The organism is Actinacidiphila paucisporea, assembly GCF_900142575.1.
GTDB classification, from domain to species: Bacteria; Actinomycetota; Actinomycetes; order Streptomycetales; family Streptomycetaceae; genus Actinacidiphila; species Actinacidiphila paucisporea.
In genome coordinates this window covers 28,094-47,078 of the sequence record NZ_FRBI01000036.1, presented here as the reverse complement: position 1 = coordinate 47,078, position 18,985 = coordinate 28,094, and the positions used below count along the sequence as shown (strand labels likewise).

The 18,985-nt window shown below is 73.6% G+C and carries 12 protein-coding genes and 1 pseudogene; 2 read left to right on the top strand and 11 right to left on the bottom strand.

Annotated elements, in window-relative coordinates:
* Window positions 1-138: 138 nt before the first annotated feature.
* Window positions 139-3,228, bottom strand: a complete 3,090-nt coding sequence (gene tmk, locus BUE44_RS32500) for a dTMP kinase (RefSeq protein WP_073502611.1) — start codon at window positions 3,226-3,228, stop codon at window positions 139-141.
* 128 nt (window positions 3,229-3,356) lie between these two features.
* Window positions 3,357-6,176 (bottom strand): type I DNA topoisomerase, encoded by a 2,820-nt coding sequence (topA, locus tag BUE44_RS32495; RefSeq protein ID WP_073502610.1) that lies wholly within the window; start codon window positions 6,174-6,176, stop codon window positions 3,357-3,359.
* 299 nt (window positions 6,177-6,475) lie between these two features.
* On the opposite strand from topA, the gene BUE44_RS32490 reads away from it, so the two are divergent.
* Entirely contained in the window at window positions 6,476-7,063 is a 588-nt protein-coding gene (locus BUE44_RS32490) for a DUF2752 domain-containing protein (RefSeq protein WP_407640083.1), read from the top strand.
* Between the two features lie 28 nt (window positions 7,064-7,091).
* On the opposite strand, the gene BUE44_RS32485 is transcribed toward BUE44_RS32490, so the two are convergent.
* The 5 genes from BUE44_RS32485 to bldG all read right to left on the bottom strand — a co-directional run bounded on the left by BUE44_RS32485 (window position 7,092) and on the right by bldG (window position 13,046).
* The gene (locus BUE44_RS32485) at window positions 7,092-8,633 is read right to left on the bottom strand and encodes a DUF7059 domain-containing protein (RefSeq protein ID WP_073502609.1); all 1,542 of its coding nucleotides are present in this window, start codon (window positions 8,631-8,633) and stop codon (window positions 7,092-7,094) included.
* Between the two features lie 131 nt (window positions 8,634-8,764).
* Entirely contained in the window at window positions 8,765-9,340 is a 576-nt protein-coding gene (locus BUE44_RS32480; RefSeq protein ID WP_235002690.1) for a small secreted protein, read from the bottom strand.
* 250 nt (window positions 9,341-9,590) lie between these two features.
* Window positions 9,591-11,987: a sodium-translocating pyrophosphatase gene (locus BUE44_RS32475; protein ID WP_073502608.1), complete on the bottom strand. Its 2,397-nt coding sequence runs from the start codon at window positions 11,985-11,987 to the stop codon at window positions 9,591-9,593.
* Between the two features lie 223 nt (window positions 11,988-12,210).
* The gene (locus BUE44_RS32470; RefSeq protein WP_073502607.1) at window positions 12,211-12,624 is read right to left on the bottom strand and encodes an ATP-binding protein; all 414 of its coding nucleotides are present in this window, start codon (window positions 12,622-12,624) and stop codon (window positions 12,211-12,213) included.
* Window positions 12,625-12,704: 80 nt separating this feature from the next.
* Complete coding sequence (gene bldG / locus BUE44_RS32465) at window positions 12,705-13,046, bottom strand: anti-sigma factor antagonist BldG (RefSeq protein WP_031520166.1); 342 nt, start codon at window positions 13,044-13,046, stop codon at window positions 12,705-12,707.
* Window positions 13,047-13,228: 182 nt separating this feature from the next.
* Between bldG and BUE44_RS32460 the strand changes: the two genes are divergently transcribed.
* Window positions 13,229-15,904: a DEAD/DEAH box helicase gene (locus tag BUE44_RS32460; protein WP_079190289.1), complete on the top strand. Its 2,676-nt coding sequence runs from the start codon at window positions 13,229-13,231 to the stop codon at window positions 15,902-15,904.
* Between the two features lie 60 nt (window positions 15,905-15,964).
* Here the strand turns inward: BUE44_RS32460 and BUE44_RS32455 are convergent.
* The 4 genes and pseudogenes from BUE44_RS32455 to BUE44_RS39655 form a co-directional block, all read right to left on the bottom strand.
* A pseudogene (locus BUE44_RS32455) lies at window positions 15,965-16,228 on the bottom strand (Rv3654c family TadE-like protein); the annotation flags it as partial.
* Window positions 16,225-16,629 (bottom strand): TadE family type IV pilus minor pilin, encoded by a 405-nt coding sequence (locus BUE44_RS32450; protein ID WP_073502606.1) that lies wholly within the window; start codon window positions 16,627-16,629, stop codon window positions 16,225-16,227. The pseudogene BUE44_RS32455 and the gene BUE44_RS32450, both read right to left, overlap by 4 nt.
* A complete protein-coding gene (locus BUE44_RS39660; RefSeq protein WP_322940940.1) occupies window positions 16,616-16,894 on the bottom strand; it encodes a DUF4244 domain-containing protein in 279 nt (92 codons plus the stop codon). Before BUE44_RS39660 ends, BUE44_RS32450 begins: the two co-directional genes overlap by 14 nt.
* A 118-nt stretch (window positions 16,895-17,012) precedes the next feature.
* A complete protein-coding gene (locus BUE44_RS39655; protein WP_073502605.1) occupies window positions 17,013-18,917 on the bottom strand; it encodes a type II secretion system F family protein in 1,905 nt (634 codons plus the stop codon).
* Window positions 18,918-18,985 lie beyond the last annotated feature (68 nt).

Below are 18,985 nucleotides of genomic sequence, written 5' to 3'. Positions count from 1 at the left end.
GGCCTGCGACGCCCGGCACCGCACCTCGCTGCGTTGTCGAATCATCCTTGTACGACCCGGTACGAGGACGATTCTCCGCCTTGCGATGTACGGCACCGGACGCCGCAGGCTGATCCGCCAAGATCCGCCGGACAGGCCCTAGTGGCGGGGGTGGTCGTCCTCGTCGTGGCGGCCGAGGAGCTCGTCCGCGAGGGTCGGAAGGTCGTCGAGAGGCGTCTCCTCGGCCCAGTCGGGCCGGGGCCGCCGCGTGGCGGACGGCTGGACCGCGGGCAGCTCCCGCGTCCGCTCGGTCTCGGCGGGTCCCGACTCGGGCCGGAAGAGCCACGGCGGTACGCGGTCCACCGGATCCGCGTCGCTCGCGGTGCCGGGCACCGGGGGCAGCACGGCCGTCTCGTCGTCCGCGGCGGGCTCCGCGGGGGGCGCGGGGACCGCCGGCAGGACAGCGGTCTCGTCGGAACCGGCCTCCGGCGCGTCGTCGGACGACTCCGGCTCGGGGGCCGGCACGACGGGCGGCAGCACCGTGGTGGTCTCGGAGGTGTCCGTGGCATCCGCGGGACTCGCGGTGTCCGTGGACGGCGCGTCCTCGGGGACGGCCGGCGTGATGACCGTCGTCGCGTCGTCCACCTCCGCGGGAGCGGGAGCAGGAGCGGCCGCAGCCCGCGCCGCCTCGGCACGCAGCAGCGCCTCCTCCGCCTTGCGCTGCTTCTCCAGCCGCCGCGCCTCCGCCTCGGAGCGCAGCTTGGCTTGCTCCTCAGCCAGCCGCCGCAGCCTGGCCTGCTCGGCCTCCCGGGCGGCGGTCTCCGCGGCGACCCGGGCGGCTTCCTCGGCGGCGAGGCGGTCGGCCTCCTCCTGGCGGAGGCGCGCGGCCTCCGCCTCCTGCGCGGCCTTGCGGTCGGCGATCTCCTGCCGGGCGGCTTCCTCGGCGGCGAGGCGCCGCTCCTCCTCCTCGCGGTGGAGCTTCTCCAGCTGGGCCTGCCGCTCGCGCTCGGCGCGTTCGGCCTCGGCCTTGCGGGCGGCTTCCTCGGCGGCGAGGCGTGCCGCCTCTTCGGCGGCCTTGCGGTCGGCCTCGGCGCGGGCCTCGATCTCCTGGGCGGACAGCGGGAGGACTTCGTCGAGCCGGTGGCGTATGACCGTGGTGACGGCGGCCGGGTCCTGGCCTGCGTCGATGACGAGGTAGCGCGCGGGGTCGGCGGCGGCGAGGGTGAGGAAGCCGGCGCGGACCCGCTGGTGGAATTCCGCCGGTTCCGATTCGAGCCGGTCGGGGGCCTCGGTGAAGCGTTCCCTCGCGGTTTCGGGTGACACGTCGAGCAGCACGGTCAGGTGGGCGACGAGCCCGTCGGTGGCCCAGCGGTTGATGCGGGCGATCTCGGTGGGCGCCAGGTCGCGCCCCGCGCCCTGGTAGGCGACGGCCGAGTCGATGTAGCGGTCGGAGATGACGACGGCGCCGCGGGCCAGAGCGGGGCGTACGACGGTGTCGATGTGCTCGGCGCGGTCGGCGGCGTAGAGCAGCGCTTCCGTGCGGTGCGAGATGCCGCCGGACGACACGTCGAGCAGGATCGACCGCAGCCGCTTGCCGACGGCGGTGGCGCCGGGCTCGCGGGTGACCACGACCTCGTGGCCCTTGGCGCGGATCCAGCTCGCGAGCGCTTCGACCTGGGTGGACTTGCCGGCGCCGTCGCCGCCTTCGACGGCGATGAAGAAGCCGGTGGCGGCGGGCGCGGCGGACGGCTCAGCGCCGCGCAGCGCCTCGCGCAGGTCGCGGCGCAGCGGCACGCCACTGCGGTCGTCGGTCTTGCCGAGCACGAGCGCGGCGACGGGCAGCAGCAGGGCGCCGACGAGCATCAGGGTGTAGGCGGCACCGGCGTGGTCGAAGGTGAAGCGGCCGTTGTCGATGCGGTGCGGGCCGATCGCGGCGGCCAGCAGCGGCGCGCAGATCGCGGCGACGCCGAGCGCGGCCCTCGCCACGGCCTGGAGGTGTTCCGTGGTCCTGGCCCTGCGGGTCTCCTCGGCTTCCTGCTCGATGAGCAGGTGCCCGATGTTGGCGCTGACCCCTGCGGCGGTGCCGGCGAGCAGGGAGAGCAGCAGCACGGTGGTCGGGTCGGGGACCAGGCCGGTCAGCAGCAGGGCCACGCCCGTCACGCCGATGGCCAGCGCGAGCAGCCGCCGCCTGGACAGGCCGGGCAGGACGCGGGGGGCGACGCGGATGCCGAGGACGGTGCCCGCGGTCAGTACGAGGACGAGCAGGCCGAAGCCGGTCGGGCCGAAGCCCATTGCCGCGGCGTGGAGAACTGCCACGGATACGGCCGCGGCGATGGCGCCGGCGACGGCCGCGGTGGCCGGTACGAGCAGCGGCAGCGCGCCGGTCCTGCCGTTCTCGGCGCCGGCGGGGCCCTTGGGCAGCCGCAGCCCTTCGAGCGGCGAGCGCGGCCTGGCCGCCGTGCCCGAGGGGAGTTCCAGCGCGGAGAGCACCGCCAGCGAGGCGGAGAACAGCCCGGCGGCGACGTAGGAGGACAGCGCGACCTGGTGCAGGTCGAACCAGTTGATGCCGGTCGCCAGCAGCGTGTTGACCAGGGTGACGACGACCATCGCGGCGGCGGCGAGCGGCAGGGCGACGAAGCTGGTCCGCAGGTCGAGCCGGTGCAGCGTGGCCAGGTGGTCGGGCGCGGGCCGGACCGAGGTGTCGCCCTTCGGCGGCAGCAGCATGGGGGCGGCGCCGTCCTTGGCGACGGCCCACAGCCGTTCGGCGATCCCGGCGGCGAAGGCGGTGGCCAGCAGCCAGAGGTGCGCCGAGTCCGGCGACCAGGTGATCCACAGGGGCGCGACGATGAAGAGCGCGAGGCGTACGGCGTCGGCGCCGATCATGGTCCAGCGGCGGTCCAGCGGGCCGCCTTCCGCGGTCGCGGCGGACAGCGGTCCGAGCAGGACGGCGCCGAAGAGCACGGTGGCCACGAGGCGGACCGCGAAGACCGCGGCCGTCGCGAGCGCGACTCCGCGGTATCCCCCGCCGAACGCGTTGGCCGCGCCGGTCGCCTGCGCTGTGAGCCAGAGCAGCACCAGCAGCCCGAGGCGGTCGGCGACCGCACCGGTCAACTGGGCGTTCCACAACTTCCGCAGGGCCGGGATCTTCAGCAGCGCGCCCACCGCGCGGTCGCGTGAATCCGCCGCCAGATCGCCTGCGAAGGCGGGCGTGACGTCAGCGGGCTGCGGTGGCTGCTCGGATCGCGTCATCCCAACAGCCTATCGCCCATCCTTGCGCCCCCGAGCGCCAGTCCGCCCGCCCGGACCTGGACACCTGTGCGCTCGGGCGGCGCCCCGCGGGGGCGCGACCCGAGCGCGGAGGATCCGCGGCTTCCGCGCTACTCCCCGGACGGCGCGGAGTTCTTCGCCGCCGTCTTCTTGGCGGCGGCCTTCTTGGCGGGAGCGGCCTTCTTGGTCGCCGCCTTCTTCGCCGGCGCGGCCTTCTTGGCGGGAGCCTTCTTCGCGGACGCGCTCTTCTTCGCCGTCGTCTTCTTCGCGGGGCCCTTGGCCCGCTTCTCCGCCAGCAGCTCGTAACCCCGCTCGGGGGTGATCGACTCGACGTCGTCGTCCCGGCGGAGCGTGGCGTTGGTCTCGCCGTCGGTCACGTAGGGGCCGAAGCGGCCGTCCTTGACGACGACGGGTCGCTCGCTGACCGGGTCGGTGCCGAGTTCCTTCAGCGGCGGCTTGGCCGCGGCGCGCCCGCGCTGCTTGGGCTGGGCGTAGATGGCCAGCGCTTCGTCGAGGGTGATCGTGAAGAGCTGGTCCTCGGTCTCCAGCGACCGCGAGTCCGTGCCCTTCTTCAGATACGGCCCGTAGCGGCCGTTCTGCGCGGTGATCTCGACGCCTTCCGCGTCCGTGCCGACGACGCGGGGCAGCGACATCAGCCGGAGCGCGTCCTCCAGCGTGACGGTGTCGAGGGTCATCGATTTGAAGAGCGACGCGGTGCGCGGCTTGATCGCGTTCTTGCCGGTCTTCGGGGTGTCCTCGGGGAGGATCTCGGTCACGTAGGGGCCGTAGCGGCCGTCCTTGGCAACGATCGGGCGGCCGGTCACGGGGTCGTCGCCCAGCTCGAAGTCGCCGCTGGGACGGGCGAACAGCTCCTCGGCGTAGGCGACGTCCAGCTCGTCGGGCGGCAGGTCGTCGGGCACGTCGGCGCGGCGGTGGTCCTCCTCGCCGCGTTCGCCCTTCTCGACGTAGGGGCCGTAGCGGCCGACGCGCAGCACGATGCCGTCGCCGACCGGGAAGGAGGAGATCTCCCGGGCGTCGATGGCGCCGAGGTCCTCGACCAGTTCCTTCAGGCCGCCGAGGTGGTCGCCGTCGTTGCCCGGCGAGGCGGCGGCCGCGCCCGGGTCCTCGGCGCCGAAGTAGAAGCGGCGCAGCCACGGCACGGACTGGGCCTCACCGCGGGCGATGCGGTCGAGGTCGTCCTCCATGGAGGCGGTGAAGTCGTAGTCGACGAGCCAGCCGAAGTGCTTCTCCAGCAGGTTGACGACGGCGAAGGACAGGAAGGTCGGGACGAGCGCGGTGCCCTTCTTGAAGACGTAGCCGCGGTCGAGGATCGTGCCGAGGATGGTGGCGTACGTCGACGGGCGGCCGATCTCGCGCTCTTCCAGCTCCTTGACCAGCGACGCCTCGGTGTAGCGGGCGGGCGGCTTGGTGGCGTGGCCGTCGGCGGTGATCTGCTCGGCGGTGAGCGGGTCGCCCTCGGCGACCTGCGGCAGCCGGCGCTCGCGGTCGTCCAGCTCGGCGTTGGGGTCGTCGGCGCCTTCGACGTACGCCTTGAGGAAGCCGTGGAAGGTGATGATCTTGCCGGACGCGCTGAATTCCGCGTCCCTGCCGTCCGCGGAGGTGCCGCCGACCTTCACGGTGACGGACTGACCGACCGCGTCCTTCATCTGGGAGGCGACGGTCCGCATCCAGATCAGCTCGTACAGCCGGAACTGGTCGCCGGTCAGGCCGGTCTCGGCGGGGGTGCGGAAGCGGTCGCCCGAGGGGCGGATCGCCTCGTGCGCCTCCTGCGCGTTCTTGACCTTGCCGGCGTAGGTGCGCGGCTTGTCCGGCAGGTAGTCAGCGCCGTAGAGCTGGGTGACCTGGGCGCGGGCGGCGCTGATCGCGGTCTCGGAGAGGGTCGCGGAGTCCGTACGCATGTAGGTGATGAAGCCGTTCTCGTACAGCTTCTGGGCGACCTGCATGGTGGCCTTCGCACCGAAGCCGAGCTTGCGCGAGGCCTCCTGCTGGAGCGTGGTGGTGCGGAAGGGCGCGTACGGCGAGCGGCGGTACGGCTTGGACTCGACGCTGCGGACCGAGAACCGCGTGTCGGCGAGTGCCGCGGCCAGCGCGCGGGCGGCGGCCTCGTCCAGTTGCAGGACGGTGGCGCCGCCCTTGAGCGCGCCGGTGGCGGCGTCGAAGTCGCGGCCCTGGGCGACCCTGCGGCCGTCGACGGAGACCAGCCGGGCGTTGAGCGTGGACGGGTCGGAGGCGTCGCCGGTGCGGCCGGTGGCGAAAACGCCGGTCAGGTCCCAATATTCGGCGGAGCGGAAGGCGACGCGCTCGCGCTCCCGCTCGACGACGAGCCTGGTGGCCACCGACTGGACGCGGCCCGCCGACAGCCGCGGCATGACCTTCTTCCACAGGACGGGCGAGACCTCGTAGCCGTAGAGCCGGTCGAGGATACGGCGGGTCTCCTGGGCGTCGACGAGCCGCTGGTTCAGCTCCCGCGGATTGCGGACGGCTTCCTGGATGGCGTCCTTGGTGATCTCGTGGAAGACCATCCGGTGCACGGGGACCTTGGGCTTGAGGATTTCCTGCAAATGCCAGGCGATGGCCTCGCCCTCGCGGTCCTCATCGGTGGCCAGGAATAGTTCGTCGGAGTCCTTCAGAAGCTCCTTGAGCTTCTTGACCTGTGCCTTTTTATCGGCGTTCACGACGTAGATCGGCTGGAAGTCGCTGTCCACATTGACGCCGAGCCGCGCCCAGGGCTGGCCCTTGTACTCCGCCGGCACTTCGGCGGCCCCGTTGGGGAGGTCGCGGATGTGCCCGACGCTGGCCTCGACGACGTATCCAGGACCGAGATAGCCCTTGATCGTCTTCGCCTTGGCGGGCGACTCGACAATGACGAGTCGGCGGCCGGCCGGTGCGGTCTCGCGGGTCGGGGACAACTTCGCTCTTCTCTCCGGTTCGAAGGGGTGACGCTGCGGAGTGTGACCGTACCTCCCGGTCCTGTGTCAAACGGGAAAAGTCAACAACGCCATCCGAACGGTAACCCGACAAGCGGCCTGTCTGCCGCATGGACTGGTCATGTCAGAGTCAGGCGAGACGCCCGGCACCCCGCCGGGGCGGGCCGTGGCGGCGTACGGCGGGGGCGCGACGCGGCGGGCGCGGACTGCGAGGATGGTCCGCGGCAGCCGCCGCGCGGCCCGCCCGCGCACGGCGGCCCGGAGCAGTACAGGGGGATCGGATGTCCGACCGGAATTCGTACGGGGACAGCGGTCCGCGCCGTGATGATCCGCAGTCGCACGGTCCGGGCGCCGCGCTGGTCCCGGTGCGCTCTCCGCGGGGCGTCCACGCGGTCACGCGGCAGGTCGAGCACGGGCGCCCCAGGCTGCGTGACGCGGCAATGACCACCGCGGGAGCCCGTGAGGCCGGCGGCGCCGGCATAGTGCGGCGTGCCGCGGGACATCCCGCCGCGGCGCCGCTCGGCGCACTCGCCGCGGCCCTTGCCGGGTCGCTCGTTCTTTACGGCACCGACCCGCACCAGCCGGGCCACTGGCTGCCCCGCTGCCCCTTCAACTGGGCCACCGGCCTGCTCTGCCCGGTCTGCGGCGCCACCCGCATGGCGTACGACCTGCTGCACGCCGACCCGGTCCGGGCCTTCCACGACAACGCGCTGCTGCTGCTCTGCACGCCCTTCCTGCTGGTGGTCGCCGGGCGCTGGGCGGCGGCGGGGCTGCGCGGGCGGCGGTGGCGGCCGGTGCTGGGCGCGCGGGCGTCGTACGCGGTGGGGGCGGTGCTGGTGGCGTGGGCGGTGCTGCGCAATCTGCGCTGACGCCGGGGTGGGCGTGGCCGTGTGATCCTCAGGGCCGCGGGTTGACGGCGTCGGGGACCGGTTCGAGGAAGCCCTGCTCGACCAGCATCCGGATCGAGCCGGGCGTACGGTCGCGCAGCACCACCGGGTCGTCGCCGAGCAGTTGCGCGATGGCGTCCACGATCCGGCCGGCCGGCAGCGTACCGTCGCAGACCCCGGCGAAGCCCGCGCCGACGGTGTCGACCTTCGTGGCCCTGCGCATGCCGCGGGCGGAGCGCAGCACCACGTGCTCGGGGTCCTCGGCGCCCGGCAGCCCGACCTGCTCCTGGACGACCTCGTCGGACAGCGTGAAGCGGGCTTCGAGCAGGTCGGCGTCGTCATGGCGGCGCAGGAAGTCCTGCCGGGCGAACCACGCGGCAATGTGCGGGCCCAGCGGCTGCTCCACCGGGTGCGGCCACTCCTCCGCGGTGATCACCGGCGCGTCGGCGCCGGACTTGCGCAGGGTGATCCAGCCGAAGCCGACGCCGCTGACCTTGGCGCGCTCGAAGTCGTCGAGCCACGCGTCGTAGCGGGCGGTATAAGTGGCCGGGTCGCTGCGGTGGTCACCGCCGTCGCGCAGCCACAGCTCGGCATATTGTGCGACGTCCTGCACCTCGCGCTGCACGATCCACGCGTCGCAGCCCTGCGGCACCCAGCCGCTGAGGCGCTCCCGCCAGTCCTGCCCCTCAGTGTGCTGCCAGTTGGCGAGCAACTGGCACCAGCCGCCGTCGTTGAGGTGGTCGGCGGCCTGCTGGACCAGGGTGCGGCACAGGTCGTCGCCGCCCATACCGCCGTCCCGGTAGGTGAAGCGGCTGCCCGGCGAGATCACGAAGGGCGGGTTGGACACGATCAGGTCGTAGCGGTCGTCGCCGACCGGCTCGAAGAGGCTGCCGCGGCGCAGGTCGGGCTCGTGCGCGCCGGACAGCGCGAGGGTCAGCCGGGCGAAGTGCAAGGCGCGCGGGTTGACGTCGGTGGCCGTCACGCGGGTGGCGTGCTGGGCCGCGTGCAGCGCCTGGACGCCGGAACCGGTGCCCAGGTCGAGGGCGCTGCCGACCGGTTCGCGTACGGTCAGCCCGGCAAGCGTGGTGGACGCTCCGCCGACGCCGAGCACCAGGTCGGCCCGGTCCACCCCGGGCGCGCTGCCGATGCCGCCCGCGCCGCCCACGGCGCAGCCCAGGTCGGAGACGATCCACCAGTCGGCGCCGCCGTCACCGGCGTAGGGGCGTACGTCGACGGTGGCGCGTACGTCCTCGCCGTCGCGCAGCAGCCAGCCGTCGGCGGCGTAGCGCTCGAGGCCGGGAAGCGCGGCCCGGGCCCGTTCGTAGGGGACGGGGCGTTGCAGCAGGAAGAGCCTGACCAGGGTGTCCAGCGGGCTGTCACCGCGGGTGGCGCGCAGCGCGGGCACGGTCTCGGCCCGGGACAGCGCGGCATAGGCGACGGCGCCGAGCAGGTCGAGGCAGCCGTCGGCCGTGAAGGCCGCGGCACGCAGGTCGTCCCGCAGGGCGGGCGCGCTGTCGGGGGCGGGGAGGTGAGGCGTCTGCACACCGGCCATTGTCGCGGACGCGACGGCGCCCGGCGCTGCGTGCGCGCGTTCGGCCCGTGCGGAAGGGGCGCACGGGCCGCTCGAAACGGGGGCGTGCGGCCCGTTCCGCGCGCGTACGGCCCGCTCGGAAGGGGCTGAGGCTACGAACTGGTGGGCGACGCCGAGCCGGACCCGCTCTGGCAGCCGGGCTGCTTGGCCAGTGCCTTGCCCTGGTCGCCCTGGCGCACCGAACTGAGCGCCTGCTCGCCGTCGGCACTGGTCTGCTTGAACGAGTCGGACACGCCTTGGAGCCCCTGGGCGAACTTGTTCTGGTCGGTGGTGTCCAGCGCGTCGACCTGCTTCTTCAGACCGGCGTACTGGGTGGAAAGGGTGGTGAACGACGTGACGGCCTTCTGCTGGAATTGGGCGCCGCCGTCGCCGGGCGCGGCGCCCGCCTGGCTGTAGATGCCCGCCAGCGCCTTGTAGGCGTCGGAGATCTGCTGGAAGGCGGCCGAGTCGGACGCCTGTACGGTCTCCGGTTTGCCGCCGCTGTCGACCTTGGTCAGCGAGGTGTTCGCGTCGTTGATCTTCTTGGTCTGTGCCGCGGTCTGGTCGCAGACGCCCTTCGCCCAGGCGTCCAGCTTCTTGCCCGTGTCGTCGCTCGAACACGCCGACAGCGGCGACAGCGCCAGCAGCGCGACCGCACAGGACAGCGCGAGCCTGTGGTTCAACTTCACCGGTTGGGTCCCTTCCGTGGCCTCACGGCCCCGGAATTTACACGGGAAGGGGGTGCCAACCGCGAATCATCAGATGAATTTGTCAGCATTCGTTCGATATTCAAGCCATTCGTAGCAAGCGACGATCCGGCGCCGATCCGCTCGGCGGTGCACGCGGCGCGTGGCGGACAGCCGGTCACCTCCGGCCGCCCGCCACGACTCTGACGGAGTGGCACATGTCACACCGCGGCATATTGCGCCGGGCGCGGCGTCAGGCGGTCACCGTGGAACCGCTCGACTCGCGGTCCTGACCACCGCCGTCCCCGTCGCCCATGTCGTCGGCTCCGCCCATTGCCACGCCGCGGCGCTTGGAGACGTAGACCGCGGCCACGATGACCGCGATCGAGACGCCCGCCACGATGATCCGCACCGCGGCGTTGGCGTCGACGCCGTAGCTGAACTTCACCACCGCCGGGGCGATCAGCAGCGCCACCAGGTTCATCACCTTCAGCAGCGGGTTGATGGCCGGACCCGCGGTGTCCTTGAAGGGGTCGCCCACGGTGTCGCCGATGACGGTCGCCTCGTGCGCCGCGCTGCCCTTGCCCCCGTGGTGGCCGTCCTCGACCAGCTTCTTGGCGTTGTCCCACGCGCCGCCGGAGTTGGCCAGGAAGACCGCCATCAGGGTGCCGGCGCCGATCGCCCCGGCAAGATACGACGCCAGCGAGCCGATACCGAGGCTGAAGCCCACCGCGACCGGCGCCAGGACGGCGAGCAGGCCGGGCGTGGCCAGTTCGCGCAGAGCGTCTTTGGTGCAGATGTCCACCACCCGGCCGTATTCGGGCAGCTCGGTGCCGTCCATGATGCCCGGGTGGTCGTGGAACTGCCGGCGCACCTCGTAGACCACCGCGCCCGCCGACCGGGACACCGCGCTGATCGCCAGGCCCGAGAAGAGGAAGACCACCGCCGCGCCGAACAGCAGCCCCACCAGGTTGTTGGGCTGCGAGATGTCCAGGGACAGCCAGCGGGCGTCGGAGGCACCCGGATGCGCCTTCGTGACCGCCGTGTCGACGGCCTCCTTGAACGAGCCGAACAGCGCGGTGGCCGCCAGCACCGCCGTGGCGATGGCGATGCCCTTGGTGATGGCCTTGGTGGTGTTGCCCACCGCGTCGAGGTCGGTAAGGACCTGGGCGCCCTCGCCGTGGACGTCGCCGGACATCTCAGCGATGCCCTGCGCGTTGTCGGAGACCGGCCCGAAGGTGTCCATGGCGACGATGACGCCGACCGTGGTCAGCAGGCCGGTGCCGGCCAGCGCGACCGCGAAGAGCGCCAGCCAGACCGACGTGCCACCCAGCAGGAAGGCGCCGTAGACCGACAGCCCGATCAGCAGCGCCGAGTAGACCGCGGACTCCAGGCCGAGCGAGATGCCGGACAGCACGACCGTGGCGGGGCCGGTCAGCGAACTCCTGCCGATGTCGCGGACCGGGCGCCGGGAGGTCTCGGTGAAGTAACCGGTGAGCTGCTGGATCACCGCGGCCAGCACGATGCCGATGGCGACCGCCACCAGGGCCAGCACCCGTGGGTCTCCCGGGTGCCCGCTGATGTCGGCGCCGACACCGTCCAGGTCGGCGTAGGAGGACGGCAGATAGGCGTAGACGGCCACCGCGACACCCGCCATCGAGATCACCGCGGAGATGAAGAAGCCGCGGTTGATGGCCGACATGCCGCTGCGGTCGGACCGCCGGGGCGCGACCGCGAAGATGCCGATCATCGCGGTGAGCACGCCGATAGCCGGGATGAGCAGCGGGAAGGCCAGGCCCGAGTCGCCGAACGCGACCTTGCCGAGGATCAGCGCCGCCACCAGGGTCACGGCGTAGGACTCGAAGAGGTCGGCCGCCATACCGGCGCAGTCACCCACGTTGTCGCCGACGTTGTCCGCGATGGTCGCGGCATTGCGCGGGTCGTCCTCGGGGATGCCCTGCTCGACCTTGCCGACCAGGTCGGCGCCCACGTCGGCCGCCTTGGTGAAGATGCCGCCGCCGACCCGCATGAACATGGCGAGCAGCGCCGCGCCGAATCCGAATCCCTCGAGCACCTTGGGCGCGTCGGCCTTGTAGATCAGCACGACGGCGGAGGCGCCCAGCAGGCCGAGTCCCACGGTGAACATTCCGACGACGCCGCCGGTCCTGAATGCGATCTTCATCGCCCGGTGCGAGACATCCGTCAAATCCGCGGGTGGCTCTCCGGCTTCCGGTGTCGCCGCTCTCGCCGCCGCCGCGACCCGCACATTGCTGCGCACCGCGAGCCACATTCCGACGTATCCGGTGATCGCCGAGAAAACAGCGCCGACCAGAAAGAAGATCGACCGGCCGATACGCTGCGAGGTGTCGTCCGCGGGAAGCAGCATGAGCAGGAAGAAGGCCGCGACGGCGAAGACCGCCAGCGTACGGAACTGCCGTGCGAGGTAGGCGTTGGCGCCTTCCTGCACGGCAGCAGCGATCTTCTTCATGCTGTCGGAGCCTTCGTCCGCAGCGAGCACTTGACGTACCAACACCGCGGCGAGCGCGAGGGCGGCCACCGCGACCACCGCGATGATCCAGACGAGCAGGCGGTTTCCGTCAGTCAGTACCGGGTCCGCAGCGAGCGTGTGAGGGGTAAGTGGCCCCGCCATTCGTCCTCCTTGACGTTTGGCGCATGGGCGTGCGGCTCCTACGGCTCGACAAAGCCGCGACGCTCAGGCGAGCTGAGCAAGATGGACGGATTGTAGGGAGCGGCAGAAGATCAAAAAAGAGTGCCCGTCGGGAATTCCCACGGTAATTGCACAACCGGCCATTCGCACGGCGAAGATCGCCGACCGCCCGAGGGCCGGTCGGCGACGCGTTCCGGGGCCGTCCCTAGAGCGACGCGGTCGGCCAGCTCATGCGGATCACTCCGCCGGCGGCACCCTCGATGACCTCGACGTCGTCCACCAGACCGCTGATCACGGCCAGGCCCATCTCGCCCTCGTCGTCGGCCGCCTCGTCCGCGCCGGCGTCCGGCGAGGAGCCGGAGGCGTTGCCGGGGACCTCGTCGGCGACCTCGATGGAGAACTTCTTCTCGTCCTCGTTGAGCATCACCCGCACCGGCGCCTCCACGCCGTTGCTGCGGTGCAGCCCGACGGCCCTGCTGCACGCCTCGCCGACCGCGAGCCGCACCTCGTCCAGAGCCGCCTCGTCCACCCCTGCCCGGCGCGCCACAGCAGCCGCCACGAGCCGCGCTGTGCGCACATGCTCCGGCTGAGCGCTGAAGAGCAGTTCTACGGTGGGCATGGCCTCCCCCTCGGTTCTTGGGTGGGCATCACAGGGGTCCGGACGGTGGCCCGTCCGGTACCCCTTCGCTCAGGCGAAGATCAGTCGGTCGCCGCGACAGCCTCGTCGACCGAGGTGTGAATCGGGAACACCTTGGTCAGACCGGTGATACGGAAAATCTTCAGGATGCGCTCCTGGTTGCACACCAGTCGCAGCGACCCCTCATGCGCGCGCACCCGCTTGAGGCCGCCGACGAGCACACCCAGTCCGGTGGAGTCGAGGAAGTCGACTCCCTCCATGTCCACGACCAGGTGGTAACTCCCGTCGTTCACGAGCTCCACCAGCTGCTCACGCAGCTTGGGCGCGGTGTACACATCAATCTCGCCGCCGACCTCGACGATCGTGCGATCGCCGACGGTTCGGGTCGACAGGGACAGGTCCACGGATCCTCCAGCACCTTGCATCGACGCGGCTCCCCCAGGGGCCTCCCCACCGAGGAGTAGGGGCCTTCCCACCGAAGGTAGGGGAAGGACCGGCAGCCGCGATGGCATTCAATCACTTCGCAGTGGGCCAGCACGACGCCTTACTGCGATTGTCCGTCACGCCGGTGACACACTGAGTGTCGATGGCCCAGGATCATCTTCCGCAGTCGGCGCACGGCCGCCCGTCCCCCCGCACCGCTCTGGAGCGGCTTGCCACGGGGGCAGACCGGGCCGCACGCATCACCCATACGGAGCACCTGCCCCCGCGGGTCGGACGTCATGCATTCTGGCCAGGGAGCATCCGGCCGGAGGTCGAGGCGGCAATCGCGGCGGCCGGGATCGTCCGTCCGTGGGAGCACCAGGCGCTCGCCGCGCAGTACGCGGCCGGCGGCGAGTCGGTGGTGGTCGCCACCGGCACGGCGTCCGGCAAGTCGCTGGGCTATCTGGCACCGGTGCTCAGCGCGCTGCTGGACGGCGTCGACGCCCCCGGCGCCGGCGGCCGCGGCGCCACCGCGCTCTACCTGGCGCCCACCAAGGCGCTGGCCGCCGACCAGCGACGGGCCGTGAGCGCGCTCGCGGCGCCACTGGGCACCGCGATCCGCCCCGCGGTCTACGACGGCGACACGCCCGTCGAGGAACGCGAGTGGGTCAGGCAGTACGCCACCTACGTGCTCACCAACCCGGACATGCTGCACCGCGGCATACTGCCGGGACACGCCCGCTGGTCCTCCTTCCTGCGCCATCTGCGCTACGTCGTGATCGACGAGTGCCACACCTACCGCGGGGTCTTCGGCTCGCACGTCGCCCAGGTGCTGCGCCGGCTGCGGCGGGTCTGCGCCCGCTACGGGGCCGAGCCGGTCTTCCTGCTCGCCTCCGCCACCGCCGCCGACCCGGCCCGCGCCGCCTCCCGGCTCACCGGCGTCCGGGTCGTGGAGGTCACCGACGACGCCTCGCCGCGCGGCGAGCTCGCCTTCGCCCTGTGGGAGCCGCCGCTGACCCGGCTGTCCGGCGAGCGCGGGGCGCCGGTCCGCCGCACCGCCACCGCCGAGGCCGCCGAGCTGCTCACCGACCTGGTGCTCCAGGGCGTCCGCACGGTCGCCTTCGTACGCTCCCGGCGCGGCGCCGAGCTGGTCGCGCTGATGGCCCAGGAACGGCTCGCCGAGATCGACCCCTCGCTCCCGGCCAGGGTCGCCGCCTACCGCGGCGGCTATCTCCCCGAGGAGCGCCGGGCCCTGGAGCGCGACCTGCACTCCGGCCGGCTGCTCGGCCTCGCCTCCACCTCCGCGCTGGAACTGGGCGTGGACATCTCCGGGCTCGACGCCGTCATCCTGGCCGGCTACCCGGGCACCCGCGCCTCGCTGTGGCAGCAGGCCGGGCGGGCCGGGCGCTCGGGACAGGGGGCGCTGGCGGTCATGGTCGGCCGCGACGACCCGCTGGACACGTATCTGGTCCACCACCCCGAGGCGATCTTCGAGCAGCCCGTCGAATCCACCGTCCTCGACCCGGACAACCCGTACGTCCTCGCCCCGCACCTGTGCGCCGCCGCGGCCGAGCTCCCGCTCACCGAGGACGACCTCGCCCTCTTCGGCCCCGAGGCGCCCGCACTGGTCGCGCAGCTGGAACGGCGCGGGCTGCTGCGGCGCCGCGCGGCCGGCTGGTACTGGACCCGGCGGGAGCGGGCCTCCGACCTCACCGACATCCGCGGCGAGGGCGGCAAGCCGATCCAGGTCGTGGAGTCCTCGACCGGGCGCCTGCTGGGCACGGTCGACGCCTCCTCGGCCCATACCGCCGTCCACGATGGCGCCGTCCACCTCCACCAGGGCCGCACCTACCTGGTCGAACGGCTCGACCTGGAGGATGGCGTCGCCCTGGTCGCCCGCACCGACCCGCCGTACTCGACCATGGCCCGCGACACCACCGCCGTGCGGGTGCTGTCCGCCGACGTCGAGGAACCCTGGGGCGAGGCGCGCATCCACTTCGGCTCGGTCGAGGTCACCCACCAGGTGGTGTCCTACCTGCGCCGCCGGCTGCTCACCGGCGAGGTCTTGGGCGAGACCAAGCTCGACCTCCCACCGCGCACGCTGCGCACCCGCGCCGTCTGGTGGACCGTCACCGACGACCAGCTGGACGCCGCCGGCATCCACCCCGAGGAGCTGCCCGGCGCCCTGCACGCCGCCGAGCACGCCTCCATCGGCCTCCTCCCGCTGTTCGCCACCTGCGACCGCTGGGACATCGGCGGCGTCTCCGTACCGCTGCACGCCGACACCGGCCTGCCCACCGTCTTCGTCTACGACGGCCACCCCGGCGGGGCGGGCTTCGCCGAACGCGCCTTCCACACCGCCCGCACCTGGCTCACCGCCACCCGCGAGGCCATCGCCGCCTGCGAATGCGAATTCGGCTGCCCCTCCTGCGTCCAGTCCCCCAAGTGCGGCAACGGCAACGACCCGCTCGACAAAGCCGCCGCAGTCCGCCTCCTCACCTGCCTGCTGTCCTCCGCGCCCGGCGCCGAGGGCCCGGCCGTCGACCCGGCCGGCCTCGACACCACCCCCGCACCGTCCACGCCGTCCGGCGGCGCGGCCGCCGGTCCGGTCGCCACCTCCGCGGCGCCCGGCGGCCCGGACGCCGAAGTCCCCGCCGGTCCCGAGGGCGGCCGCGCGGCCGCCCGGCCCGGCGAACCGCGCGCGGAGGACCCCGACGGCAGCGACGGCCCGACCGGTCGGACGGCGGGCGACCGCGACGGCGGCCCGGCGGAGGCCGCACCCGGCCCCTCCCGGCCGCCCGACGACGCGGGCGACCGGGGTCGGGGCGGGGGCGAGTGACGGGCCCGCGCGGGAGCGCACCCTGGCTCCGCCGACGTCCGCCACCACATCGGAGAAGTCGCCGGTGACGGTGCAGTCGGCCAGCCGGGCGCCCTGGGCAGTGGCGACCTCGGCGGCGAGGGCGCAGGCGGCGCTGCGGCCGTCCAGGGCGTGGTCGGCCGCGGCGAGGGCGGCAAGGTCCGCCGCCGCGCCCGCCCGGTGCCGCAGGACGACCGCCTGGCCCACGAACAGCCCGGTCGCGAAGACCACCAGCAGCACGGCGACGATCCCCAGCGACCACACCGTGGCCGACCCCCGGTCGCCGTCCCGGCGCCGCCCGGTCATGGCCCGTCACCTCCGTCCACGCTGTCCTCCGCGAGGGCGGCGGCCCGGGCCGTCAGCGTGACCGGGAAGCGGGGCCAGGGCACGGTCACCCGCACGGTGACGAGGTCCCCCGCCCGCCCCGTGCTCACCCGAGCCCCGGAGGGCGCGGCCTCCCGCGCCACCTCGACCACGTCGGCAGCCGGCTCCGACCTGGCCGCCGCCCGCGCCCCCGCACGCGCCGCGTCCACGCACGCGACCTGGGCCGCCGCGGCGGCCAGCCCCCAGATCAGCAACCCGGCCAGCACGATCAGCACCGGGATGACGACCGCCGTCTCCGCGGTGACATATCCGCGCTCGTCGCGCCCCGCGGGCTCCCGGCCGCGAAAGGGGCCGGGAGCCGCGCGGCGGTCAGAAGGACGCATGGAGCGCCTTCTCGATCACCGCGGTGAGCGCGGACCGCACGGGCCCGCTGGTCACGATCTTGTAGAGCACGGCCGCGAAGCCGCACGCGGCAATCGTTCCGACGGCGTATTCCGCCGTGCTCATTCCGGCCTCCGCCGCCGCCCGGCAAGCGCGCATCCTGCGGTCCCACCACGCCGGACGACGTCGGGCGGACGCCTTGCGGCTGTTCACGTCGAGCGGCTGCCGCACGGTCTTCCCCGCCGGCCTGGCTTTGATGATGCTCATGGTCGTTTCCTCCTGTTGTGGGTTGCCAGAGAGCCGGTTCTGGACCGGTCCCGGGCCGAATCGGGGCGTGCGGAACCACGCCCCCTGATGTGTGGTCGATATGCGGCGGCGGGCCGGCTCAGCCGCTGCCGGCGCCCAGCACCGTGCCCGCCAGGCCGATCACCACCGGCACGACGCCGACCAGCAGAAAGGCCGGCAGAAAGCACAGGCCGAGCGGTGCGGTGGCCAGCACCGCGGCCCGTCTGGCCCCGGCGAGAGCGGTGCGGCCGTGCGCGGCACGGAGGTCCGCGGCCAGCCGGGACATCTCCGCCACCGGTGCGACACCGGTCGTGGAGGCCCTGGCCAGGCACCGGCCCATCTCACGGGCGGCGGGCACCCCGCCGAAGCGCTGCCAGCACTGTGCGGGGTCCCCGCCGAGCCGCAACTCGGCCTGAGCCCGTATCAGCGCGGCCCCCAGCGTCCCGCCCAGACAGCCGCCCACGGCCCCGGCCGCCTCGCCCGGGCTCGCTCCCGCGGCCAGACAGGCCGCCATCAGGTCGGCACACAGGGGCAGTTGCGCCACGTCGGGCTCCGAGGCCGCCGTACGGCCGCCTGCGGCCTTCGGACGGCCGCGGAGCACCCGGAGGACCCCGGCGGCCCCGAGCAGCCCCACAAGGACGCCCAGCGCCCCGCCGACGAGCGCTCCCGCCACCAGCCCGGCGGCTGCCGCGGGGCCCCAGCGCCGTACCGGACCGCCGACCGCGTGCCGCAGCCGATCGGGCCCCGCCCGGCGCGGCCGGACCTCGCCGAGCGCCGCACGCAGGCGCCTGACCTGTCTGCGCCGCTGCCCGGCGCCTCCTGCGACGGCCAGCGCTCCACCGGCCGCGGCCAGTGCCACCGCGACTGTCCCCAGGCTGTGGACAGAGCCGACGCCGGCGCCCGCTACAGCCACCACCGCCACCGCCCGCGGCCCCCGGTCCGCCCGCTCCATCCCGCCCCGCAGCCCCGCCACCTCGCGCCGAGCAGGCCCCCGCGGCCCGTCCGGCGCCCGGGCCGGGCCGGCACCTGGACCCCCGGCTCGTCCGCTTTCCGCCGCCCGGATGATGCGAGCCGTCCAGGCGAGTCCCGCCCACTCCAGGAGGCCGCCCACCAGCAAGCACACCAGGCCGGTCGCCGTGTGGAGCAGGACCCGCGCCGGGTCGGCGCCAAGGCCCGCGCCGAGCACGACACCGAAGAGCGGCAGCAGCGCGAGCAGTCCCGCGGTGGAGCGCGGGCCCGCCAACTGCGCCCGTAGGTCGTCGCGTTGGTCGGACTCCGCCCGCAGCGCGGCGGCGAGCCGGTCGAGCGCGGCGGCCAGGCCCGCGCCACCGTCGAGCGCGACCTGCCAGCAGGCCGCCATCGCGGCCAGGCCCCGCGTGCCCTCCGACAGCCGAGCGGCCGCCCTGAGAGCCTGCGGCACGTCGCCGCCGAATCTGGCGGCCGACAGCAGCAGCCGTGCCGCGCCGGACAGTTCCGGCACGGCGGTCCAACCGGCCGCCTCGATCGTGTCGCCGAGCGCGGCATGCGGCGGCCGGCCCGCCCGCAGGTCACCGGCCAGCGCACCGCACAGCGCGCCGACGGCCTCGGCACCGCGCTCAGCCGCCACCCGCTCGGCCCGCCGCCGCAGCGCACGCCCCACCAGCGGGACCGCCGCCATCCCGGCGAGCAGCGGCAGCACCGACCGGGTCGCCCCGGCGAGCACCGCCCCGACCGGCAGGCACAGCACCTCGACACGAGCCCACCGGTGCCACCAGCGCGGCCCGTCACCGACTTCCGCGGCATACCGCGCCACGCGGCACCGCAGCCCCTCGGCGATCTCCCGCAGCCGGTTCCCCGACGCACCACCGGAACCGCCCGCCGTCCGTGTCCGCCCCCGGCCGTCGTGCCAGTCCGCGCCGAGCGTCCGCCGGGCCCGCCGCCGCCTGCCATCATCCACAACCGTCCACAGGAGCACGCCGACACACAGCGCGGCGGCCCATGCCACCGCCATCGGATCGGTCGCCATCACACCTCACCCCCGGATCCCGAACCCCCGTGCCCCGACACCGCGGTCCCCGGCACAGGGACGCCCGA